Raw genomic sequence first — 23,896 nt, forward strand, 5'->3', positions numbered from 1 at the left:
GTGATATTTTTATTGTTGCGCTTTAAATAAACAGCCGTTTTAGGTATTCAGCACTGCTATGTTATAAACCCTAATTGCGCCTGTTAGCGCTTAAGTTTATTGGTTAAGTCTGCTCGTAGCTTTCGCGCATTCAGTTCATCTAGTGGCTTGGTTAACATGCCCTTAGCGCTATCGGGGATATGGCTTTCATCCACGTCATCATGGTCGAATATGTAATATTCAAACATGGCTTTCCAGGCTTGGCGTTGTGCTTTAGGCAAAGATCGTAGGCTAAGCATACTTTGTAATAGGGCGTTATTTGGCCGACCCAGAAAACCTGGAGTATCTCGCCACCAATGGGTAATGAGTACATTAAAGTTTTCTATACCGCGCACATGGTGCCACCACATGCTGGGGATAAATAACACATCACCAGGCTCAAGTGCTGCGGTGAATGATGCTGCTAGTGCTTGTTCGAATTTTGGAAAGCGTTCAAAGTCTGGCTTATCAAAATTCACCATGCTGATTTCTTGACCGCCTGGGGCAAATTCCATGGGGCCAATGTATAGGTTGCCGATTTGATCTGGCGGGAAAAGGGTGAAAGTACGTTTACCCACCATATTACAGGCTAGATTATGCGGGAAATCAAAGTGAGCTGCCACGCGGGTTTGATTGCCTAACCAGATATTGGTCATCGGGTTAACTTGCTCAAGCTGTAAACAGTTTTCGGCAAATAAGCTTGGAAAATACTGATGTATATTGGTTGAGCCCATATACACACTGGCGGGTTCAGCTTCAGTCGACTCAGCTTGTAAGCGCGCCAAAATTTGGCTTAAGGCTAACTTACCCGCTTGATAGTTAAACCCATCAACCGCCTCGTTATAAAATACTCTGCCTTGTTGCTCTGGCGGTAAATAATAGGCTGTTAACGGCTGCTCAGTGTCATGCTTGAGTAAATAATCCATCGCAGACTGACTAGATTCAAGACCTGCTTGCACTAGCGGGAAATGACGGCACAATCCTTTAAATATCATCGGTGTGTCGGCATCTTTAATGCGTTCATACAATGCTGCGATTGTGCAGTCGGTGTATTCAGGCACTCGATGAGTTGATGCTTGATTGACAGGAGCTTGCGACGAAGGCTTCCCCGAGCGGTTACTCGTATTCAATGGTGTATTCATCAGGCTATGCAGCTTTATTTTGCGCATTTTTACGGTCTAATAGGTTACGCATATTAGACTGTGATGCCATTGACATGTATATCGCTTGTAGGTAGCCATGCTGGTGCAATGTCGCCAACACATCAGCACTAAGTTGGTTTAATTTATCTTCATTAATAGTATAAAAACCAATCATTTGATGCTTATCACCGTTATCTAATTCGATATCTAAGGTGAATGATTCAAGTAAGTCATGTTCGAGTAACATGGCTGTAAAGGCGCTGTTATCATTTAACCCCTGATGAATAGCGGCGAGCATATCGCCAACTTCGTCTAAATAATCAGTATTACCCCCAAAAGGATGGAATACCGCTTCACCTTCAGTAGTGCTGACCCTTGGGTTATCTAAATCGACGTGAATAACATGCTGTTGCTGCTCAACACCATCTTCTTGCACCATTTGCTTGCCAATAAGAAATGGCTGACGACGAATGGCTAGTGGCACATAAGAAGCGTCCCACCCTTTATCTGATAAGAATAAGTTTTGTTCACTTTGAAAACCAAATAAAGCCACCGAGTTAAATAGTCCTGTAGCGGGATCTTTTTGGAAAAAAATAGGATAGTGGGCTTGAATACTTCTAAATTCGAGCGGGAAAGTGACTGAGTACCATAAGTTGTCACCATACTTGGCCGAGCGCTCGGTAATGATTTTAAGGTCTTTGTGGTCGACACTATTGAGTAATACATGTTGGGTCATGTTGTTGTCCTATTCTTATTGTATTTCTATCTGAGTTAATGCTGACTTTCTCACGTCACATTGACTAAATTTTAGCAAACCCGTTCAGTTTGAGCTTATTAAGTAACGCTCTGTTGGTCGGTAATATTTGGGTTAATTGCTGTGTTCGTTGGCTATTTTCAGTAAATAACTGCTGGGCCTTATGCTTCATAGACGGCTTAAGTTGTGCAGGTATTTGGGTGTCATATTGCATACCGTAGAGTACAAATTGATAGCTTGCCGCGGGGAATAACATTTCACGGTAAATAAAGTCTTGCTGGCTTGGCACCTGATGGCGCCATAAAGCTAATTGTTGCTGTAAGGCATCTGGTATTGAGCTTGCTTGGCGATGATCATGCCAATAGTCACTGTCGGTTCGATGGCTAGTAACATAATGCAGCTTTAAGAATTCGATAATTTGTTGCCAGTGATGCTGAAACTGCTCATTAACCCGTTCTGCAATCATGTTCATCGTATCTCTTGTTGGAGGAAGTTGAGTCGCAACCGCTTTGGCGGTCCACTCTACCAGTGCGAGTGCAGAGGCTTCTAGTGGCTCAATAAATCCTGCTGCCATACCAATAGCTACGCAGTTGTTTTTCCAACAAACTTGATGATGTCCTGGACTGATATTGAGTTTACGTGGGTTGATATCAGCGGCTTTTTTACCCAGTGCAGGGGTAAGATAATCAATCAGTTGGCTCAAAGCTTGTTCATCACTAGTGTGCGATGATGAATACACGTGGCCTACACCACGGCGGGTAGGTAAACCAATGTCCCAAATCCAACCATTTGTTTGTGCAGTTGAATGGGTGCATGAAGCAATAGGGCTGTTGTCATCACTATAAGGTACTTGCACCGCAAGTGCCGAGTCATTAAACAGTACCTTTTTTTGACAGATAAACGGCACGCCTAAGGTTTCACCTAACAGCAGTGATTTAACCCCGGTGCAGTCGATAAATAAGTCAGCACTGATTTCACCATTTTGTTTGGTCAGCACATGGCTAATATCACCCGCTTGTAATCCACTCTGGTCAGCTTGATTTGCAATTTTGATGTCCATGACATGATCAACAATATGCTTTACTCCCAGTTTTTCAGTGCAGTGTTGTTGTAACAACTGACTAAATTTAGCGGCGTTTAAGTGATAACCATAGTTATTAATAAAACTAAACTCAGGTGTGGTGATCAGCTTTGGTGCTAACGCCAGTTGACTGACTTTATTTTGCTGGCAAACGGCGTCGGCAAAGCTGACTTGATCTTGGTGTGCTAACCAAAAAGGCGCGATAGCAAATTGAGGCTCACCAATGGGCAAACTAAAAGGGTGCACATAACTGTGTGGTTGATGACTTTGAGAGTTTAGTTGGTTTTGCCAATGAATAAAGCGTGAACCTTGCTTAAAACTAGCATCGCAGTGCAGTAAAAATGTGGTTTCATCGATACCAATTTTTTGCAGGGTTGAACGCATAGAAGGCCAGGTGCCTTCGCCAACACCAATTGGGGCCACATCGGGTGATTCAATTAAGGTGATATCGAGTTTAGGCGAGGGTGACACTTGACCATTGTCGGCATTGTGTTCGGCAGCAATTAATCCAGCAGTTATCCAGCCAGCTGAACCGCCGCCCACTATGACTATTTTGGTGATTGCTTTTTGCATTTACTTAGCCTACTACATGTTATTATTTTTAGTTTTAAGCGTTCAATTAAGCTTTAATATTAGAATAATGGCATTCACGTTTGTTGATAATACTGACAGGTTAATGTACTCAGCAAAACACTTAATCTAGGGTGTTGTTTAGAATTCATTAAAATATAAGCACTTTCAAGTGTTAATTTTATTGGGGTGAAAGTCAAAAAAATTGGCAATATCCCTATCGCCGAGTTTTATAATCCTTATAAAGAAAGGGGCGACTGTATCGGCGCCCCAAGCGACCTAAAAGGGAAATAAGCTCATCCAATTGAACGATATTGAATGAGCTATTGCTTAGAAGGTGTAACGTGCTCCTATGCCATAACGTGCACCTGTTTGGGTGTAGTTTAGGACTTGCTCTGTGGCTCGACCATGAACACGTGTAGATTCATTAGTAATGTTTAAGCCTTCAAAGAAAACCGTTAAGCCTTCAACTTGCTCAATATCATAGCCCACACTAAAGTCGATTTGTGAGTAAGCTTCGGTGTACTGAGGGTTTGCACCTGTTCCGTTACCGGTTGCATTTAAGAACTCATCACGCCAGTTCCAGGCAACACGGGCGGTTACGCCATAGTTTTCATACATAGCCACTAGGTTAGCCGTGTCACTAATACCCACTTCAACATTTTGTGGTAAATCGCCAGGGCGATTTAAGTTGCTGTTGTCGTAGCTGTCACCTGCGTTAACTAAGGTGTAGTTAGCTTGTACACCAATCCCTGATTCACCAAAGAAGTGCTGTACCGCAAATTCCCAACCATCAATTACAGAACTTTCGCTGTCATTTGTTGGTTGATTAATTAAGAATATTAAATCGTCATCACCCGCATTACCGGTGATTTCAATATTGCCGTTAGCAGGGTTAATGGTCACATTCGGATCAGTTGCACCGTAATTGTCATAAATCCATTGACGTTGTTGTACTGCCGTGGTTTGACCCGCTGCTATGGCTTCATCAACATAAGCACTGTGTGATGGGTCAGCAATATTATAAATATTAGACTCAACTACACCGTTATCGATAAAGTTGGTGACATCTTTACGGAAGTAACCCATTGACACATAACTACCTTGATCGAAATACCACTCAGCAGATAAATCATAGTTAGTTGACTCTAAAGGCAACAATCCTGGGTTACCACTTGTGCCACTACCACCGCCACGGTTAGCCAATGTGCCTATGACTGTACCACCTTGAATCGAGGTGTAGTCTGGGCGACCAATGGTTTCGCTGTAGGCTGCACGAACGTACACATCTTCCACCACTTCAATATTGAAGTTAACACTCGGTAAGAAGTAGTCGTATTCGCCGGTTTGAGTTTGGAATACGCGCTCGCCCGATGGATTAATTGCAATTTCAGTTTCAGCAATCCAGGTTGCACTGTTATAACCCGATACTGCAGAGGTTGATTCCACATCAGTTTGCTCATATCTAACACCTAAGTGAACATCAAATGGCATATTAGCCATTTCGCCGAAGTAGTTATATTGTAAGTAAGCTGATTGTGACTGCTCTTGAGTGAAGCGGTCAGTGTCACTGGCATAATCAGTAGATGGGCAGAAACCGTTACCGCAATCACCCACAGCGCTTGAGGCATACAGTTCAGCTGCACGAGCGCGAACAGCTTCAAAGTCCCATAGGAAAATAGTGTTTAAAGGATCGGTTGAGGCTGTACCTTGGTAATTAGAAAACGTGCCTTTTGAACCATCAAATTTATCTTGAACAGTATCAGCAGGGAACCACGCGGCGTCTAAATCACCCGCTGCGCCAATTCCGCCCCAATCATTACGTTGCACGTTAACCGATTGAGAGTGGTTATTGACATCAGTTGCTGCAATACCAAAATCGATGCTGCCAGCATCTTCTAAATCATAGCTACCAGAAATTTGCAGTTGTTCTATTTCAGAACGATTTACAGCGTTACCAAACACTGAACCTGTAATACGCATATCTTCAGGGCGAACATTATTTCCATTGCCGACAGCTAGTACAGGTACTTCACCACTAAAATCAGTTGCTGCACTGGTACGGATAAAGGCTGCAGTACTTAAATTACTGCTACTACCATTAGGGTTATTTGGGGTGCGCTCTGCATATGAATCGTGATAATCGACTTCAAGTAATAGTTTCTCAGTCACATCCCATTCAACATTAAAGCCTAAAGAGCCACTTTGATCGCGAGTACCGAAATCACCAGCAGCCATAGATAAATCTGCGCCGCCGTCTGGGTAAGTTTCAGAATAAACTAGCGGTGAAGATACTGGGCCATCAGACCAGGTGCTTTCTTGAGTTGGCACAAAGTTAAACCATGCTGAAACGTCATGTGACTGAGTATCAACATCGTTTTGCATGTAATTATAGTCGAGGGTGGCACGCACAGAATCGATCGGTTGATATTGAAGGACTAATTGACCATTTGTACGGCTACGTTGTTGTTCTTCAAAGCGGTAAATAGTGGTTTGTGGTACAGAATAAACGTCATTGTCGCCAGGACGGTTAATTTGGTTGGCATCTTTTGGCACGCCGCCCCATTCAGGGTTTGCACCAGGTGAACCGCTCCAGTCCTGGTCAACACTGCCAGGAAAGCTGCGCCAACCAGTGCCGACTTGGGCTTGCTGATTGCCACTTTCGCGGTCTTGATAGCTACCAGAAATTAGAATACCAAATTTGTCATCACCAAATGTATTTGAGTAAAGGCCTGATAATTCAGGGGTAACAGAGCCATTGTCAGTTGATGTATCATCAACGGCTTTAACCCCAAACGATGCCTTTTGACCCGGAGAGCTAAGTGGGCGCTGGGTTAATACATTGATTGTTGCACCAATACCACCGGTTGAATTTTTTGCTTGGCTTGTTTTTTCAACTTCAACGGCACTGATTGATTCAGAGGCTACGTTGGCAAAGTCAAATGAGCGCGAACCTGTAGTGGTTGGCATTTGACGGTTATTAAGGGTGACTAGGTTACGATCTGGACCAAAACCACGTACAGTGACCTTGCTACCTTCACCATTACTTCTGTCAATGGACACACCAGTAATGCGTTGTAATGATTCAGCTAGGTTAGAATCTGGAAACTTGCCAATGTCTTCGGCGTTAATAGCATCGACAATACCATTTGAGCTTCGTTTCAAATCCATCGATTTAATTAAACTACCACGGATCCCCGAGACCTGAATAACTTCAATATTTTCTTCACCAGCTTCATCAGCAGCATGAGCTGGCATCATTGAACCGAGACCAAGCACAAGTGATAGACTCGTCGCTAGCTTAGTTTTGGTAAATGTTCTTGTTTTCATCTAGGAAATCCCCATTGACTAGATTTTACTATTTTAATAGTTCACCCATAAAAAAAGTGCAAACCGATTTGTAATTCTCTATTAGCGTCACATTGTTGTTAATAGTTATGTAAGCGCTTACATAAAACTAGATTAATTTGTGACCTGAGTCAATATAAATGGTAATTAAAATCAACAATTCATTAACTTTTGTGAGGTGTTATATAGGTTTTTTATATAGGTGTCTGTATTTAATAGCAAATACTTAGTGTTGCTTTGATGTTGGATTTGTAAGCGCTTTCTTTGTGGTATTGAGGATATGTTTCAAGTAGCAGTAAGCAGAGTTGACTCAGCTGATGTGTAAATGGCCATTTACACAAGTTTTAGTTACATTTTGGCTTTTATGAGGACAAAGATTACTTTGCCGTTATTGCTGATTCTCTAACGAAAAGTGCTGGTGAGAATGAACAATCGACAGTGACCTTGTCATTTTTATACACATTTTTTAATACCCAAAATGCTGCCATTTTACCCATTTCATCAATCGGGTTACTGACTGTGGTGAGCTTGGGTGATATGTATTGAGGGAAGGGGGTGTTATCGTAACCGATAAATGAGATATCAGCAGGCACGCGGATACCGTTATCTAAACAGATAGCTATCGCACCTGATGCCATTTGGTCACTTGCACACACTACAGCGGTAAATTTTTTATTTAAGCTGAGCAAATGCCTCATCCCATCGCTACCGCCAAATTCACGGAAGTTTCCCTCAAAGCACAAAGCAGGGTCAAACATGACTTTATGCTCTGCTAATGCTCTTTGGTGACCTTGGAGTCTGTCTCTGGCATCTCGTTTGTACATAGGCCCAGAAATGTAGGCGATATCTTTATGACCTAAAGATAAAATGTATTCTGTTGCCAGATAGCCACCACGTTCATTTTCAAGATAAATACAATTGTCTTTTAACGCTTCTATGTAACGGTTGATCAACACAACAGGGGTTTTTTGTTTATGCAGTTCGATCAGGTATTCATCAGAAACCGCTTCTACATCTAAAATGAGAGCATCGCAGCCTCGACTCAATAAAAACTCGACACCGTCTTTTTCTTGCGCCTCATCAGCGTGCCCTGCTGCAATGATGACGTGTTTATTGGCTGTGCGAAGTGCCGTTTCGATTTCGGTCATCATTGGGCCATAAAATGGACCATCGAGTTGAGATACCAAAACCCCGATGCTATTTGAACAACTAGAAGCAAGCGATTGCGCAATAGTATTAGGGCGATAACCTAATGATGCCATAGCATCTAGCACCTTTTGTCGAGTTTTATCACTGACCTTGGTGTTGTTATTCATCACCCGCGATACGGTCGCGAGTGAGACACCTGCCAGTATTGAAACATCGTAAATTGTCGCCATATTTTTGCTTGCTTCTTGTATAAATTAAAATCGGCAGAAGGTTAACATGGTTTCTATTACATTTGGAAATCAAACAAATAAAAACCAAAAATATTGAAAGTATTTGTGATTAAACTCATCGATAACCACTAGGTTTGCTTATTCAGTTGCAAATGAATTTCATCTACCTTGGCAGAGTCTAATTTATACCAACTCATCACAACGGCAACAAGAATTGAGCCAATAGCAGGAAATAAGGTAAACGACATTAATATACCCTCTAAGGTTTCAGGTGTTTGAGCTGTATCAGCTTGATAACCATAACCAGACAATAACCAACCTGCAGCAGCGCCGCCAACAGCAACGCCCAACTTAATAAAGAAAATTATTGATGAATAAATCATCCCAGTAATTCTGACGCCGGTTTTATATTGCCCATAATCAACGGCATCTGCCATTTTTGCCCATAAAAGGGGAGTGGCCATGTTGAAGGTAAAACCCCAAGCAATAAACATAATAAAGGCAAGTGTCGTTTGGTCTGCGGTGACAAAGTAACTGGCAATACATAACGCAGCTGCAATAACCTGTAAGCTTATATAGGCTTTAACTTTACAGACTTTTTTGGCTAGCGGCTCTGCTAACATACAACCAAAAATGTTACCCAACATACCTAAGGTAATAAATAAGGTAATAGAATCAGGCATGTTCAAAAAGTATTTAACGTAGTAAATCGCCAAGCTGGTTCTGAGTACCATACCAGAAAGCAAACACACAGAAGCTATTGACAGTATTCGCCATTGATCATTTTTTAACAAATTAGCTAAATCCTGTTTAAAGCTAGATTGCTGATCAATAGGTGGATGTAAACGCTCTTTAGTGCCCCAAAAGCAAGTTAGAAACATCGCTACGCCTAAAATACTCATCGCAGCAATCGTCAGTTGATACCCTTTGGCTTGATCGCCTTGGCCTAAAAACTCGACCAGTGGGAGAGTTAATCCAGATACCAGTAGACCGCCTAACATAGCAAACACAAAGCGATATGATTGCACCGATACACGCTCTTTAGGATCGGCAGTTAATACGCCACCTAACGCACAATAAGGTATGTTGATAGCGGTATAAACCATCATTAATGCCGTGTAAGTGACAAAGGCATAAATCATTTTACCATCTTCAGACAAATCAGGCGTGGTAAACGCCAGCACACTGATCACCCCAAATGGCAACGCAAACCACAGTAAGTAGGGGCGAAATTTACCCCACTTAGTATTGGTTCTATCTGCTAACGCCCCCATTAAGGGGTCGGTTATCGCATCAATTAAGCGAACAGCTAAAAACATCGTGCCCACAAATGCGGGCGATATACCAAAAATGTCGGTATAAAAAAAGGTGAGAAATAACATCACAGTTTGAAACACAATATTACTGGCAGTATCACCTAATCCGTAGGCGATTTTCTCTTTTATGCTGATCATACTAGCCTCTTATTATTCTGATTTTATGACGCTTCTAACGAGAGCTAATTAAGTCACGGTAGGCTTTACCGCTGGCTTTTATGGTACGTTGTTGAGTGTGATAATCAACATATACAATACCGAATCGTTTTAAATATCCTTCCGCCCACTCGAAATTATCCATCAAGCTCCAGGCGAAATAACCCGCCACATTAACGCCCTGGGTTATAGCATTGTTTACTGCATTGAGGTGCGATTGATAATACTCGATACGATCGACATCATTGACCTGACCGTCAATTAACTGATCAGGCATTGCTGCACCATTTTCGGTAATGTAAATAGGCGGTAAAGGGTAAGTTTGACTCAGCGACACTAATAAATCGGTAAAGGCTTGTGGGTATATTTCCCAGCCCATGTCCGTTTTCGGCGCATTGACCATGTCCACTTGAGCGTAAATGGTTTCTGGATGGGCTTGATATACTGCACGAGTATAGAAATTAATGCCTAAAAAATCGATTTTATGCGCAATGATATCAAAGTCGCCAGCTTCAACCACCGGGCGGACATCATCAGATAAGTCATTAATGATATCCGGATAGCATTTATCAAAAAGCGGCTTGATGTACCATTGATTCATATACTCATCGGCTTTTTTGGCTGCGTTAATATCAGCGATGTTATATGAGTGTGGGTAGCAAGGGGTAAAATTAAGCACAATGCCATTAAGAGTATGAGGACTTTGTTTTTGTAGCACTTGCATACCTAAGCCATGCGCTAACAATATATGGTGTGCAGCTTGACGACCATAAGCGACCTTGGCTTTGCCTGGTGCATGGATACCAATTTCGTAGCCTAAAAATGCGCTGCAAAAAGGTTCATTAAAGGTAGCGTAAGAATGCACTCTGTCACCCAATGCTGCCACTATTTTGCTGGCATAGTCTTGAAATAAATATGCAGTGCTGCGATTGAGCCAGCCACCGTTGTCTTCAATATGCTGCGGTAAATCCCAGTGATATAAAGTGACATAAGGTTTTATGCCCTTAGCAAGTAAGCTATCTAATAACTGGATATAAAAGTTAACACCCTCTGAGTTCAGGCTGCCGTCTTGCTTTATGACTCGAGGCCATGAAATAGATAAACGATAAGCATCAACCCCCAGTGATTCAATAAGCTCAACATCCTGTTGCCATAGCTTCACATGCTCACATGCTTGCTTTCCATCAGAACCGTCACTAATTTTACCGGGGGTTGCACAAAATGTATCCCAAATAGACGGTAAGCGATTGTGTGCGCTGCCTTCAATTTGAAATGAGGCGGTAGCCACTCCAAATGTAAAATCCTTAGAAAGCATAGGTGATGTAGCGGGTAAGGTTATTTTCATATTTCTATTCACTTAGTTTTGTTTGAATTGACCCATGTTATGTCGAAACGAAATTGGCTGAGTAAAGTCTTTAAGTGCGCGTTTGCATCACTTCACGGTTTATCTTCGTTGTTGACCAATCACGTCAAAAAATGTTTAGTTTGAATCAAAAATCGTTGACATCGGTTATCGTTATGTTAAAAATGAAAGCGCTTACATTGAGACTAGTGATTAATTATCAAAAGGTCAATACAAGTTTTAAGCGTAAAAACGCGATAACTTGTTTTACACACGCTTTTAAACAAACATATAACTATAACAGGTGGAAACATATGGCCGGGGCAACTTCTGATGCATCAATTCAAACTACCGTGGCACAAGATGCACTGCATCAGCCAGGGAAGTATCGTTTTGCGTTAATTGCATTAACGTCACTATTTTTTATGTGGGGATTTTTAACGTGTTTGAATGACATCCTCATTCCGTATTTAAAAAACATGTTTGATTTAAGTTATACCCAGGCCATGTTGGTGCAGTTTTGTTTCTTCGGTGCATACTTCATTGTATCTATTCCTGCAGGTAATCTAGTCGGTAAAATCGGCTATCAAAAAGGTATTATCGCTGGTTTAATTATTGCCTGCATAGGGTGTTTATTATTTTATCCTTCTGCCAGTTTAGCTTCTTACAATATGTTTTTATTTGCTTTTTTTGTGTTGGCCTCTGGGATTACTATTTTACAGGTTTCTGCTAATCCGTATGTCAGTACTTTAGGGCCAGCAAATACTGCTTCATCACGTTTAACTATGACCCAAGCATTTAACTCATTGGGGACAACAGTTGCGCCATTCTTTGGCAGTTGGTTAATTCTATCAACTATTGAACATCCTGATTCGGTTACTGAGCTAGATCAAGCTATCGCTACTTTAACGGTTGCTGAGCAAGCCAGTACGGTACAAGTGCCATATTTAATTCTTGCGGCCGCATTATTTCTGCTAGCAATTATTTTTATGTTTTTAAAATTACCCTTGTTAGGTAAAAAGGATCCAAGCGAAAGCCATCAATCTGGCTCTGGTAGCGCATGGCGTTATCCACATTTAGTGTTAGGCGCGGTGGGGATTTTTGTCTACGTGGGGGCAGAGGTGGGTATTGGTAGCTTTTTGATTAACTTCCTAACCCAAGATGAAATTGGTGGGTTAACAGAATCACAGGCGGCTAAATACATAGCTTACTATTTTGGTGGTGCCATGGTCGGACGCTTTATTGGCGCTTTGGTAATGCAGAAAATTAACGCCGGTAAGGTGCTAGCGTTTAACGCTATTTTTGCTTGTTTACTGGTGGCTACGGCGATATTTTCCCAGGGTACGACGGCGATGTGGGCGTTACTGTTAGTCGGGCTTTGTAATTCAATTATGTTCCCAACGATATTCAGTTTGGCGTTACAGGATTTAAAACAATATACCAGCCAAGGTTCAGGCATTTTATGTTTAGCCATTGTCGGTGGCGCTGTAGTGCCATTGTTACAAGGGATGTTAGCCGATTCATTTGGTATTCAAGTAGCGTTTGTATTGCCACTGCTTTGTTATGGTTTTATTGGTTATTACGGACTCATTGGCTGTAATGCTAACCGTCCTAACGAGTCAATTTAAAGGATCTTAAAATGTTATTTAACACAACAAAAAATGATTCTGCTGTGCGCCATAGTTTATCCGCAGTGATGCCGTTGAGCCGTACTATGCTAACCTTATCGACCTTAATGGGTTTGGGATTAATCGGCTGTCAGCCTCAGGCTGTATCTACTCCGGTAGAGGGTGCTGATAAGACTCTTGCGGTTGTAGTTGATACCTCTGCGGCAAATTTGCAGGCTGTGCCAGCTAAAGATATTAGTCTTTGGCCTCAGCAAGCACCGGCTATAGCAGTTGATCCTGTATTAGAGGATAAAATTGCCAAATTATTAGTGACCATGACACTTGATCAAAAAGTGGCGCAAATGATCCAACCTGAAATTCGTGATATCACGGTTGAGGATATGCGTAAATATGGTTTTGGCTCATACCTAAATGGCGGTGGTGCTTATCCCAATAACGATAAGCATGCTACGCCAGCTGATTGGATAAAACTGGCTGAAAATTTTTATCAAGCATCGATAGATGATTCTGTTGACGGGATAGCGATTCCGACAATGTGGGGCACTGATGCGGTTCATGGCCATAACAATGTGATTGGTGCGACTTTGTTTCCGCACAACATTGGTTTAGGTGCTGCAGATAATCCAGCGTTAATCGAAAAAATAGCCGCAATTACCGCCAAAGAAGTCATGGTAACGGGCATTGATTGGGTATTTGCACCTACAGTTGCCGTGGTTCGTGATGACCGATGGGGCCGTACTTATGAAGGGTATTCTGAAGATCCTCGTATTGTCAGGGATTATGCCTTTGCGATAGTTGAAGGTCTGCAAGGTGCTGTAAATGGTGATTTTTTAAGTGATCAACATGTGTTGTCAACGGTAAAGCATTTTATCGGTGACGGCGGCACAGAAAAGGGCATAGATCAGGGGGATAATGTTGCTTCCGAACAAGATTTATATGCTATTCATGCCCAAGGCTATGTCGGTGGTTTATCTGCTGGCGCTCAATCTGTTATGGCTTCATTTAACAGCTGGCACGGCGATAAAATTCACGGTAATCAATACTTACTAACGGATGTACTAAAAGGTCGCTTTGGCTTTGATGGTTTTGTTGTGGGTGATTGGAACGGCCATGGACAAGTGCCTGGTTGTACTAATGAATCATGTGCGCAAGCGGCGAATGCCGGACTGGATATCTTTATGGTGCCAACCGCTGCGTGGAAACCCCTGTATTACAATACAATTGAGCAAGTTAACAGTGGTGAAATTGCCCAGTCTAGAATTGATGATGCAGTGACGCGTATTTTACGGGTTAAATTTCGTGCTGGATTATTTGATAAACCTAGTCCTGCTAAGCGACCACTTTCGGGGAAAACTGAGTTAATTGGTCAAGCCAGTCATCGTGAAGTTGCAAGGCAAGCGGTGCGTGAATCACTCGTGTTGTTAAAAAATAAACAAAATTTATTGCCATTATCGCCTAAGTTGACCGTATTAGTGGCTGGTGATGCTGCAGATAATATCGGTAAGCAATCAGGTGGTTGGACAATTACTTGGCAAGGTACTGACAATGAAAACAGTGATTTTCCTGGGGCAACGTCTATTTTCGCTGGCATTGATAATGTCATTACCCAAGCTGGCGGCAAAGCGATATTAAGTGCCAATGGTGAGTTTGAATTGGCGAAAAAGCCGGATGTGGCCATAGTGGTGTTTGGTGAAGAGCCTTATGCCGAAGGTAATGGCGACATTGATAATGTAGAATATCAACGCGGTGATAAACGTGATTTAGCATTACTTAAAAAGCTTAAAGCACAAGGCATACCTGTGGTGTCGGTGTTTATCAGCGGCCGACCAATGTGGGTTAATGCAGAACTTAATCAGTCGGATGCTTTTGTTGCAGCTTGGTTACCCGGTTCGGAAGGTAATGGGATTGCAGATGTATTGTTTACTGATGCAGAGGGTAAAGTTAACTATGATTTTGTCGGTAAGTTATCATTTTCATGGCCGGCTAACCCGCAACAAACTTCAGTCAATGTGCCTTTAGAAACGGAAGCATTAGTTGCGTTAAACAGCAATTATCAACCACTTATTCCCTATGGTTACGGTTTAAGCTATCAATCCGCACCAACAGATGTCATCACCTTAGATAATTTATCAGAAGATAATTTGTCATCAACTCAATCTCTTGAAGATTTAGCGTTATTTGAACGTGCGGTTAAATCGCCATGGTCAATGTTTATTGCTACAGCAACGCAGCGAGAAGGACTCAGCAGCAGTGTGGCTAAAAATAGTGCGCTTAAAATTCGCACCATGGACAGAGTTGTTCAAGAAGATGCCCGTTTAGTGACATTTAATGGTACTGAACTAGGTACAGTGGGTTTACTGAGTAATTTCCCAAGAGATTTTCGTGCCTATAGTAATACTGATTCGGCGTTGTCGTTTAGTATTAAGGTTGACACTGCATTAACTCAACCTTTGTGGCTGGGTATGGCGTGTGAAGGCGATTGTCGTCCTCAGTACGACATTAGCAAGCAAGTGACTGTTGGCGAGTGGAACAATGTCAGTGTGGCATTGAATTGTTTTGCATCTGAGTCAATGGATTTTGGCAAAATTGTATCGCCTTTTTTCCTTGCAACAGACGCTAAGGTTGAACTGAGCTTTAGCGATGTCATTATTCAAGCAAACTATCAACCAAATACTATTCAATGTAATTAATCATTAAGCCACAGTGCGGCTAAGCTTTGCTGATGTCAGTAAAGCTTAGCTAAGTGCATGCAAAAATGTGCCGAGTGAAAGCAGTTGATGGGCCCTGAGTTGGGCGCCGTTATTGACAAAGCGCGATTAAATTTCGTTCAGGAGCAAAAATGAACCAGCAAGTAAATTGGCTACCTTTTAAGCTTAATATCACCGCGATTGCCTTGTCAGGACTGTTTTTATTAGGGTGTGGTTCAGACAACCCCACCGATATTGAAGAAGTTGAAGCAACACCTCCCACAAGCATTACGGGTTGGCAAATGGTTTGGCAAGATGAATTTGACGGTACTGAAGTTGATAGCAGCAAGTGGAGTTTTGCAGTTGATTGTTTTGGTGGTGGTAATGACGAAGCCCAATGTTATACCGCAAGATCTGAAAACTCGCAGGTGGCGCAAGGGTTATTAACCATCACCGCCCTAAGAGAGACATTCTCTGGGCCTGCGGTGAATGACTCTGATCCAAATTATGATCCTTTAGATACTTCTAAAACTTTGGACTATACCTCGGCAAGGTTAGTCTCCAAAAATAAAGGTGACTGGAAATATGGCCGTTTTGAAATTCGCGCTAAATTACCGCAAGGCCAGGGCACATGGCCTGCTATTTGGATGTTGCCAACTGACTGGGTATATGGCCCTTGGGCGGGATCGGGTGAAATAGATATCATGGAAGCCGTTAACTTAAAAACGGTGACCAATGGAGGCGAACCTGAATCAGCGGTTCACGGCACACTGCATTTTGGCAAAACCTGGCCGAATAATGTTTACAGTGGACAAGATTACGCTTTACCTAACGCACAAAACCCTTCCGATGATTTTCATGTTTACGCCCTAGAATGGCAAGAAGATGAGATCCGTTGGTATGTTGATGATGTTCATTATGCGACGCAACGCTCATCTGGTTGGTATAGCCAATACATTGATGAAAATGGCAATACTGTCAATGCACCCGATGATGCACCTTTTAATCAACAATTTCATATGTTATTGAATCTTGCAGTTGGCGGGTCTTGGGCGGCGAATGTCAATAATACGGGTATTGATGAAAGTGTGTTCCCTCAGGCAATGCAAATTGATTATGTGCGTGTGTATGAATGCGCCGACTCTCCAAATACGGGAGCAGGTTGCGCCACTATTGATGATGCGGCGATTATTGTGCCGGGTCACAGCGCCCCAGAGATTGTGATACCGGATACGCAATTTGGTCAAGGGCCCACTTTTAGCCTATTTAGTTATGCCGATGCCATTGCACTTAACACAGATTTATCTTTTGGAAGTTATAATCCTGATGGTGCTATATCCTATCAAGTTGGCAGCGATGATGTGCGTGGTGAGGTCCTAGAAATTACCAAAACAGCAGCGGTAGGTAATCTATTTTTTGAATATTCTCCTCGAGTTGATTTATCCCATTGGCAAGAGCTCGGTGAGCTAGTATTTGATATCAATGTGACCTCAATTGGAGAGGGAACAGAAGTATTGGTTAAAGTGGATAGTGGTTGGCCAAATACTGGCGATATCAGTATTTCACTGCCGGATAACCTCAATCAATGGCAAGAAGTCAGAATATCATTTGCCAGTCTTGTGGACGGTGGTAATCGCTTTTCACCCGGCAGTACGGTCAATTTAACCGATGTTGTTAATCCATTTGTTATCGAACCAACAGGACCTGTGGTATTAAAACTGGATAATATTCGTTATGAATACCAAGTGGCTCAGCAGACTGAATTGGTGGTATATGATGATGCCGCTGTGGCGCCCTATGCTTTTGGTCTGTTTGCTGCATCTGGACAATTACTAGAGGAGCAAGTTGATGTTGGAGGCGAACATAAAATAGTGACCCAATTAACCTTTAACACCAATGAAGCTGTAGGATTTTATCAAAGCAGTGGCACTGTGATGGATTTCAGCCGGTTTAACTTCTTATCATTCGATTTGAATGTGGTGACAGATCTGCGTGAAGTGCGAAGTATGAAGATTAAAATGGACTGTCAAACCCCGTGTAGTTCTGGAGATTTTGACATAATGCCTCCCGACGTAGGTGTATGGACCCATTATGATATTGCATTAACTGATCTGGTGGCTAACAACGGCTCAAGTCTGGATTTAGCCAAAGTTGATACCCCGATTGTTATTTTTCCTAAGTGGGGCGACCAACAAGGTGTGGTGTTGCAAATTGATAATATTAAGCTGACCCAATAAGCTCAGGGCTACACTGATTTAAGTGCATCTTATTATGAGTGTTTTTATTGAATACGAATGCAAAAACGCACTGTTTTCTTTGCCTGACTCAGTGCTTAGCATAGTATCAAGTCCAAGTTAGTTGTTTTTGATAGAAGTACAATCAAATAGTTATAAATCAATGATCTTAATAATGGCATAATATGCCATTGTTGAATGTTTTAATGAACCAAGCGTTTTGCTAAGGAATTGATTTGTCTAATTTTGTACTTTCTCAAGCCGAGCTGCAGCAAATAGTGACTATTACCAAGCAAGCGGGTAATGCCATTATGGATGTTTATGCCCAAACCGACCTGCAGGTAGAGATTAAACAGGATGATAGTCCGGTTACCGCTGCCGATATTGCTAGCCACAATGTGATTATTAAAGGGTTAACAAGTCATTTTGCTGATATCCCTGTCATGAGTGAAGAAGATGCCAACATTTCCTGGACGACGCGTAAGCAGTGGCAGACTTATTGGTTAATCGACCCGTTAGATGGCACTAAAGAATTTATAAAGCGTAATGGTGAGTTCACCGTCAACATCGCCCTGATACATCAAGGGCAAGCAATAGCGGGTGTGGTATATGCGCCCGTTTTAGGTAAATGTTATAGCGGTATTGTGGGGAATGGTGCCTGGCTTGAACATAATGGCCAAGTTAGTCGTTTGGATATTAGCCAGCGCAGTATTTTGCCTATACCTGTTGTTGTCGGTAGTCGCTCACATATAAGCCCTGATGCTGCTGCATATTTACACACTGTGGGCGAGCATCAAATGCTCAGCGTCGGCAGTTCGTTAAAATTTTGTATGGTGGCCGAAGGTCAAGCTGATGTGTATCCAAGACTTGGATTAACCAGTGAGTGGGATACCGCAGCTGCACAAGCGGTTTTAGAAAGTGCTGGTGGTGTTGTGGTTGAATATCCGGCATTAACGCCTTTACAGTACAACCAAAAAGAAAATATTTTAAATCCGTATTTTATTGCTGCATCAGCGGCATGGTTTGAGCGTTAGTCTAATAAATCATTTGTTTACGTCAGCCAAATACGACACCAGAATGAATAATAATTAAATGGAGAGACAAGTTATGATGCGCATGGGCGTTGACCTTGGTGGGACTAAAATTGAATTAGTGGCGTTGGCTGACAACGGTGATGAGTTATTTCGAAAACGTATACCGACACCACGAAATTATCCTGACACCTTAGATGCGATTATCGACCTAGTGAATGAAGCCGAAACCACACTGGGCCAAAAAGGCTCGGTAGGTGTAGGTATTCCTGGGGTTATTTCGCCATTTACAGGCCTAGTCAAAAACTCCAATTCGACTTGGATTAATGGTCATCCTTTAGACAAAGATTTAGGCGCTCGTTTAGAACGCGAAATCCGAGTCGCTAATGATGCAAATTGTTTTGCGGTATCAGAAGCCGTAGATGGCGCTGCGTCGGGTAAAGGTGTGGTATTTGGTGGCATAATAGGCACCGGCTGTGGCGCTGGCATTGCTATTAATGGCCGAGTGCATGCCGGTGGTAATGGTATTGGCGGTGAATGGGGTCATAATCCACTCCCTTGGATGACGGCAGAAGAGCATCATTCAACCGAGTGTTTTTGTGGTAATAAAGATTGTATTGAGACCTTTATTTCGGGTACTGGGTTTGTGCGTGATTTCCGTGCGGCTGGCGGCGAAGCAACTAGCGGTATTCAAATTGCACAAATGATGGCTGAAGGTGATGAGTTTGCTAAGCAGGCTTTTGATCGCTTTATTGACCGTTTAGCCCGTTCACTAGCGCATGTGATTAATATGATGGACCCTGACGTGATTGTGTTAGGAGGTGGAGTATCTAATATCGACGCCATTTACACTGAGTTACCAAAAGTATTACCCCAATATGTGGTTGGTCGTGAGTGTCGCACGCCTGTGGTTAAAAACCTCTTTGGTGCTTCATCGGGTGTTCGTGGTGCGGCGTGGTTATGGGGTAAGTAAGTTCGAAGCCCAATGCTGATCAGCCTAAAAATGCCATTGATGATTCAATGGCATTTTTGTTTTTGTGGCCCAGCTAAATAATTGTAAAACCACTCAAATTACTTTCGCTAATTTGAGGATGAGTCGTTACACTATTGCGATTATTCTCAATTGGATAGCTATTGAATGTTTTGGCTTAAAAAAATCATCTCACAATTATTTATGCCTATTCCGCTAACGGTGTTATTCATTTTACTCTCTTTGTTATTAATGACATTTGCGGCATCAAAATTAAAGTCTATTGCAAAGTTAAGCTTACTCGCAGCACTGGCAATACTGGTTGGTTTCAGCCAATCTGATAGCAGCTATTATTTAGCCAACTCTTTAGAATCCCAATATCCGGTTAACTCAACACCCATAGCCCCTAGTGAGCAATGTGTAGTGATGGTATTAGGCTCAGGCCACAATGAAATAGCAGGCCTAACCGCGGTGCATAAATTGTCGGCTGTTGCCTTGGGGAGATTAACCGAAGGTGTGCGTCAGTTATCACTGGGACAAAATTGTCAGTTAATCGTCAGTGGCTGGGATGGCGGTTATATGTCCACTGCGCACGCGACGATAATGAAGCAAGCTGCAATCGAGTTAGGGGTTAATCCTGGCACTATTGTTAGCTTTCCTGAAGCAAAAGACACTATTGAAGAAGCAATGTTTTTATATAGACTTATTGGACAACAGCCGTTTAGATTAGTCACATCTGCAACCCATATGCCGCGCTCTATGGTGATATTTAGCGCTTTGGGAATGCACCCGCAAGCCGCACCAGCAGATTTTATTGCGCAAAAAAGTGTGTGGTGGCGTATTGATGCTAGTAATTTGTTGACATCCCAAAGAAGTATTCATGAGTACGTGGGGATGTTGTGGCTGAGTATTAAAGGTGTGTCGGCTGATCAAATGGTAAATCAACTGTCACTTGATAAGGAATTGAATTAAATGACTGAAGCTTTAGCGATATACCCACATACAAAACGTAATGGGCTGACGTTTACATTAGCGGGCGCGACAGGATTGTTGATTAGCTTTGTGCTATTTATTCAATACAGTAGCTTATTTCCATTTTCATTGGTGCTGTTTGGGTTATCAAGTGTAAGCGTGTTGCTGGGCGCCGCTAAACTAAACGAACCTTTGATAAGCCTTGAATTAAATGAAACAGGAGTGACGTATTTTCACCGTCGTGGCCAAGTGACGCTTGAGTGGCTCAATTTACAGCGGATCGATAATGTCAGAGTAACCCAAAATATGGAGTTAATAGAGCTACCCTATATTGGCTTTAAAGTGAAAAAAATGAACCCTGTGTTAGATTCTATTTCACCTCGACTTGCAACGGGTTTATTGACTGAGCAGCGGCCGCTATTAATGACAGCGGCGACTCATGATGAAGATTTACACAGTTTAGAACAATACTTAAGTGCAGAGTTTAGCCCGTTTGTGAGCCATGGTGAACGTTACCGTGGAGTATTAGCTATGTTTGGCCGCAGAAGTGAAACCTTAGCAGAAAATTTGGGTTTTCATTTATACGTATCCCATGATGCACTAGACCGAGACTCAAAAGAGATGCTCACTTTATTGCATGAGTGGCAGCAAAAAGCGATGCGAGGAATGTAAATGAGTGATGACATCATTTCTCAAGGAGGCTGTCTATGTGGCGCGATTCGTTACCAGATAGTTGGTCAGCCGTTTGATGCGGATTATTGTCATTGTCGTCAATGCCAACGTTCATCTGGTGCTGTCGTCATGTCATGGATGGATTTTAAGGTTAACAAAGTCACTTGGCTTATCGGCAAAGTAACAGAGTTTGCTTCTTCAGAAAAAATTAAGCGTGGCTTTTGCCAACATTGCGGTTGCAGTTTGAGTTATCGGCATCAAGATTATGCTGAATATATCACTCTATCGATTGCCAGCTTAGATAATCCTAACTTAGTTTCACCTAATTACCATATTTACACCAACAGCCAAGTAAAGTGGTTAAAGATTGACGACAATTGTAAAAGGTACTCGCAGGCGAGAAATGAAAGCGTTTCAAAAACATTATAAAACGCATTTACGGTGAGTTAAATGGGATGATGATACCTAGTAGTTAGTTTTTTGCATGCTTTGATTCTCGGTGGCGTTGGCCTAAAAACTGCCCACCATCAATCACTTCTAATTTTTCACTGTAAGCATCACCGTCAAATAAGCCAGTTGATGAAATGAGTAACTTTTGACATTGCACAGTGCCTTTTACTAGGCCAGTAATGCTGACATCCTGACATTGAATATCGCCATTTACCTCACCACCTGCTTCGACGACAACGTTACCTTGGGTAATAATATCCCCGAGTATTTTACCGCTTATCATCACGTCGCCATTAAATTGAAAATCTCCGGTGAGCTCGCAGCCTTGGGCAATAAAACTTAATTGGGGGGGGTCTTTTTTGGGATTAAACATCAGTTGCTCTTATTGTTTTTTTAACATCATTATTTGCAATGGATATTAATATAATCATTTTGACTGACATGTAAATTAAAAATCAGTATTAAGGTGAGTTCGAATATTACTTTAAGGTGCTGCTAATGCAATGGCATTTGAAGGGCAGGGCGACACACATGCTCCGCAACCAGTACATGCACTGGTATCAATAATCGGTTTTGGCACTTGCCCTACCGCCATGACAAAACTTATCGCGCGCGGATCGCAAGCATCCTTACAGCTTTGGCACCATACGCCATTGTAAGTTAGGCAGGTTTGTTTGATATTGGCTACAATCAACCAAGGTGCGTGTTGTTCAGTGTCGAACAAAGGTTCCTCACATGCTGTGACGCACCTTTCACAAAAAGTACACTCGCCAAGGGTAAAGTCAACCTCAGGAAAACCGCCATCCCCTCGCTTAATAATATTGGTTTCACAGACTTTAATGCAGTTATCACAACGAGTACAAATATCAGTAAATTCAATATCTGTTTTTACCCAAGGCGGCCTTAATGCATTACTCTTTCGACGGCTAAATAAACTGCGGCGACCTTGGTTGACATATTGACTCATTGTGACTCCTAGATTGTCCTGATTTTTAACGCCTAATAAATCAGGATTTATAACCATTAGGGTTATGTGACTGCCATTTCCAGCTGCTATTGGCCATATCTTCAATAGTATGAGTAGCATGCCAATTAAGCTCGCTGGCAGCATAACTTGGGTCTGCGTAGCAAGAGGCTATATCGCCAGCGCGGCGGTCGACTATTTGATAAGCTAATGTTTTATTACATGCTTTTTCAAATGCCTTAACCATTTCTAACACACTGTAACCAATCCCTGTACCTAGGTTATAAGTGACTAATCCAGGGCGGGTTGAGAGTTTATCTAAGGCTTTTAAATGTCCCATGGCTAAATCAACAACATGAATATAATCCCTCACTCCAGTGCCGTCAGGGGTATTGTAATCACCGCCAAAAACGCTCAATTTATCACGTTTACCCACGGCAACCTGTGCGATAAATGGCATAAGATTATTAGGAATATCATTAGGGTCTTCGCCAATTAAGCCTGAATCATGGGCACCTACAGGATTAAAGTAGCGTAAACAGGCAATATTCCAGCTGTTATCTGAATGATATAAATCAGCTAAAATATGTTCAACTATCAGCTTTGATTGTCCATAAGGGTTAGTTGCACCTGTCGGGAAGTCTTCCTTAATGGGCAAACTGGCAGGGTCGCCGTACACAGTTGCAGATGAACTGAAAACAAGATTTTTAACATTATGTTCAGCCATCACTTGACATAAAATGATGCTACCAGTGACATTGTTTTCATAATATTTGAGCGGTAAAGCGACTGATTCACCCACAGCTTTTAGTCCAGCAAAGTGAATAACTGAGTCAATTTCATGATCGGAGAATATTTTTTGCAGCAAGGCTTTGTTTAGTACATCACCCTGGTAGAAAGTCACCGTTTTATGGCTAATACGTTCTACACGCTTTAACGCTTCAACGCTTGAATTAGACAAATTATCTACAATAATGACTTCCTGTCCTATAGCCAATAACTCTATAACTGTATGGGTACCAATATAACCTGCACCACCGGTCACTAAAATTGCCATGTTTATATCCTAAATTATCTAAAGTTTTGAATTTGCCTTTAGTGCTTATTGTAAATCAGTTGCTTAGAATTACTATAAAAAAACCGATTTAACGGGTAATTATGATGGTTTATTTCGAGTCGTTA

General features: G+C 42.1%; 18 protein-coding genes. 8 read left to right on the forward strand and 10 right to left on the reverse strand.

Annotation, left to right across the window (positions count from 1 at the left end; translation table 11 throughout):
* Window positions 1-83: 83 nt before the first annotated feature.
* From ACRWQL_RS18265 to ACRWQL_RS18295, 7 genes are all read right to left on the reverse strand, one after another.
* Window positions 84-1,160 carry a cupin-like domain-containing protein gene (locus ACRWQL_RS18265; RefSeq protein WP_434951456.1) on the reverse strand — a complete coding sequence of 359 codons (1,077 nt, stop codon included), beginning with the start codon at window positions 1,158-1,160 and terminating at the stop codon, window positions 84-86.
* Window positions 1,161-1,164: 4 nt separating this feature from the next.
* The gene (locus ACRWQL_RS18270) at window positions 1,165-1,896 is read right to left on the reverse strand and encodes a SapC family protein (protein ID WP_434951458.1); all 732 of its coding nucleotides are present in this window, start codon (window positions 1,894-1,896) and stop codon (window positions 1,165-1,167) included.
* Between the two features lie 64 nt (window positions 1,897-1,960).
* The gene (locus ACRWQL_RS18275; RefSeq protein WP_434951460.1) at window positions 1,961-3,568 is read right to left on the reverse strand and encodes a tryptophan halogenase family protein; all 1,608 of its coding nucleotides are present in this window, start codon (window positions 3,566-3,568) and stop codon (window positions 1,961-1,963) included.
* 327 nt (window positions 3,569-3,895) lie between these two features.
* On the reverse strand, window positions 3,896-6,895 hold the full coding sequence (locus tag ACRWQL_RS18280) for a TonB-dependent receptor (RefSeq protein ID WP_434951462.1): 3,000 nt from the start codon (window positions 6,893-6,895) through the stop codon (window positions 3,896-3,898).
* Between the two features lie 395 nt (window positions 6,896-7,290).
* The gene (locus ACRWQL_RS18285; RefSeq protein WP_434951464.1) at window positions 7,291-8,292 is read right to left on the reverse strand and encodes a LacI family DNA-binding transcriptional regulator; all 1,002 of its coding nucleotides are present in this window, start codon (window positions 8,290-8,292) and stop codon (window positions 7,291-7,293) included.
* Window positions 8,293-8,420: 128 nt separating this feature from the next.
* A complete protein-coding gene (locus tag ACRWQL_RS18290; protein WP_434926445.1) occupies window positions 8,421-9,746 on the reverse strand; it encodes a glycoside-pentoside-hexuronide (GPH):cation symporter in 1,326 nt (441 codons plus the stop codon).
* Between the two features lie 34 nt (window positions 9,747-9,780).
* The gene (locus tag ACRWQL_RS18295; RefSeq protein WP_434951466.1) at window positions 9,781-11,109 is read right to left on the reverse strand and encodes a GH1 family beta-glucosidase; all 1,329 of its coding nucleotides are present in this window, start codon (window positions 11,107-11,109) and stop codon (window positions 9,781-9,783) included.
* A 311-nt stretch (window positions 11,110-11,420) separates the two neighbouring features.
* Here ACRWQL_RS18295 and fucP point away from each other — a divergent pair, with 311 nt between their 5' ends.
* The 8 genes from fucP (at window position 11,421) to ACRWQL_RS18335 (ending at window position 21,729) form a co-directional block, all read left to right on the forward strand.
* The gene (gene fucP, locus ACRWQL_RS18300) at window positions 11,421-12,734 is read left to right on the forward strand and encodes an L-fucose:H+ symporter permease (protein WP_434951468.1); all 1,314 of its coding nucleotides are present in this window, start codon (window positions 11,421-11,423) and stop codon (window positions 12,732-12,734) included.
* A 68-nt stretch (window positions 12,735-12,802) separates the two neighbouring features.
* Window positions 12,803-15,424 carry a glycoside hydrolase family 3 protein gene (locus tag ACRWQL_RS18305; protein WP_434953423.1) on the forward strand — a complete coding sequence of 874 codons (2,622 nt, stop codon included), beginning with the start codon at window positions 12,803-12,805 and terminating at the stop codon, window positions 15,422-15,424.
* A gap of 149 nt (window positions 15,425-15,573) precedes the next feature.
* Window positions 15,574-17,658 (forward strand): family 16 glycosylhydrolase, encoded by a 2,085-nt coding sequence (locus tag ACRWQL_RS18310; protein ID WP_434951469.1) that lies wholly within the window; start codon window positions 15,574-15,576, stop codon window positions 17,656-17,658.
* A 233-nt stretch (window positions 17,659-17,891) separates the two neighbouring features.
* Entirely contained in the window at window positions 17,892-18,689 is a 798-nt protein-coding gene (cysQ, locus tag ACRWQL_RS18315) for a 3'(2'),5'-bisphosphate nucleotidase CysQ (RefSeq protein WP_434951471.1), read from the forward strand.
* Window positions 18,690-18,762: 73 nt separating this feature from the next.
* Window positions 18,763-19,659: a fructokinase gene (gene mak, locus ACRWQL_RS18320; RefSeq protein WP_434940655.1), complete on the forward strand. Its 897-nt coding sequence runs from the start codon at window positions 18,763-18,765 to the stop codon at window positions 19,657-19,659.
* A 165-nt stretch (window positions 19,660-19,824) separates the two neighbouring features.
* A complete protein-coding gene (locus ACRWQL_RS18325; protein WP_434951473.1) occupies window positions 19,825-20,628 on the forward strand; it encodes a YdcF family protein in 804 nt (267 codons plus the stop codon).
* Complete coding sequence (locus ACRWQL_RS18330) at window positions 20,629-21,300, forward strand: DUF2982 domain-containing protein (RefSeq protein ID WP_434951475.1); 672 nt, start codon at window positions 20,629-20,631, stop codon at window positions 21,298-21,300.
* Window positions 21,301-21,729 (forward strand): GFA family protein, encoded by a 429-nt coding sequence (locus tag ACRWQL_RS18335; RefSeq protein ID WP_434938119.1) that lies wholly within the window; start codon window positions 21,301-21,303, stop codon window positions 21,727-21,729. It abuts the gene before it with no gap.
* 43 nt (window positions 21,730-21,772) lie between these two features.
* Here ACRWQL_RS18335 and ACRWQL_RS18340 read toward each other — a convergent pair whose 3' ends face one another.
* The 3 genes from ACRWQL_RS18340 to galE all read right to left on the reverse strand — a co-directional run bounded on the left by ACRWQL_RS18340 (window position 21,773) and on the right by galE (window position 23,771).
* A complete protein-coding gene (locus ACRWQL_RS18340; RefSeq protein ID WP_434951476.1) occupies window positions 21,773-22,123 on the reverse strand; it encodes a bactofilin family protein in 351 nt (116 codons plus the stop codon).
* Between the two features lie 111 nt (window positions 22,124-22,234).
* Complete coding sequence (gene napF, locus ACRWQL_RS18345) at window positions 22,235-22,717, reverse strand: ferredoxin-type protein NapF (protein ID WP_434938116.1); 483 nt, start codon at window positions 22,715-22,717, stop codon at window positions 22,235-22,237.
* A 40-nt stretch (window positions 22,718-22,757) separates the two neighbouring features.
* Window positions 22,758-23,771, reverse strand: a complete 1,014-nt coding sequence (gene galE, locus ACRWQL_RS18350) for a UDP-glucose 4-epimerase GalE (protein WP_434951478.1) — start codon at window positions 23,769-23,771, stop codon at window positions 22,758-22,760.
* Window positions 23,772-23,896 lie beyond the last annotated feature (125 nt).

It is taken from the genome of Shewanella sp. HL-SH4 (assembly GCF_051164845.1).
Taxonomy (GTDB): domain Bacteria; phylum Pseudomonadota; class Gammaproteobacteria; order Enterobacterales; family Shewanellaceae; genus Shewanella; species Shewanella glacialimarina.

What these genes read in the sequence shown, in the direction of transcription:
- ACRWQL_RS18265 (WP_434951456.1), bottom strand. Translation starts at nt 1,160, where the DNA reads ATGAATACACCATTGAATACGAGTAACCGCTCGGGGAAGCCTTCGTCG.
- ACRWQL_RS18270 (WP_434951458.1), bottom strand. Translation starts at nt 1,896, where the DNA reads ATGACCCAACATGTATTACTCAATAGTGTCGACCACAAAGACCTTAAA.
- ACRWQL_RS18275 (WP_434951460.1), bottom strand. Translation starts at nt 3,568, where the DNA reads ATGCAAAAAGCAATCACCAAAATAGTCATAGTGGGCGGCGGTTCAGCT.
- ACRWQL_RS18280 (WP_434951462.1), bottom strand. Translation starts at nt 6,895, where the DNA reads ATGAAAACAAGAACATTTACCAAAACTAAGCTAGCGACGAGTCTATCA.
- ACRWQL_RS18285 (WP_434951464.1), bottom strand. Translation starts at nt 8,292, where the DNA reads ATGGCGACAATTTACGATGTTTCAATACTGGCAGGTGTCTCACTCGCG.
- ACRWQL_RS18290 (WP_434926445.1), bottom strand. Translation starts at nt 9,746, where the DNA reads ATGATCAGCATAAAAGAGAAAATCGCCTACGGATTAGGTGATACTGCC.
- ACRWQL_RS18295 (WP_434951466.1), bottom strand. Translation starts at nt 11,109, where the DNA reads ATGAAAATAACCTTACCCGCTACATCACCTATGCTTTCTAAGGATTTT.
- fucP (WP_434951468.1), top strand. Translation starts at nt 11,421, where the DNA reads ATGGCCGGGGCAACTTCTGATGCATCAATTCAAACTACCGTGGCACAA.
- ACRWQL_RS18305 (WP_434953423.1), top strand. Translation starts at nt 12,803, where the DNA reads ATGCCGTTGAGCCGTACTATGCTAACCTTATCGACCTTAATGGGTTTG.
- ACRWQL_RS18310 (WP_434951469.1), top strand. Translation starts at nt 15,574, where the DNA reads ATGAACCAGCAAGTAAATTGGCTACCTTTTAAGCTTAATATCACCGCG.
- mak (WP_434940655.1), top strand. Translation starts at nt 18,763, where the DNA reads ATGATGCGCATGGGCGTTGACCTTGGTGGGACTAAAATTGAATTAGTG.
- ACRWQL_RS18325 (WP_434951473.1), top strand. Translation starts at nt 19,825, where the DNA reads ATGTTTTGGCTTAAAAAAATCATCTCACAATTATTTATGCCTATTCCG.
- ACRWQL_RS18330 (WP_434951475.1), top strand. Translation starts at nt 20,629, where the DNA reads ATGACTGAAGCTTTAGCGATATACCCACATACAAAACGTAATGGGCTG.
- ACRWQL_RS18335 (WP_434938119.1), top strand. Translation starts at nt 21,301, where the DNA reads ATGAGTGATGACATCATTTCTCAAGGAGGCTGTCTATGTGGCGCGATT.
- ACRWQL_RS18340 (WP_434951476.1), bottom strand. Translation starts at nt 22,123, where the DNA reads ATGTTTAATCCCAAAAAAGACCCCCCCCAATTAAGTTTTATTGCCCAA.
- napF (WP_434938116.1), bottom strand. Translation starts at nt 22,717, where the DNA reads ATGAGTCAATATGTCAACCAAGGTCGCCGCAGTTTATTTAGCCGTCGA.
- galE (WP_434951478.1), bottom strand. Translation starts at nt 23,771, where the DNA reads ATGGCAATTTTAGTGACCGGTGGTGCAGGTTATATTGGTACCCATACA.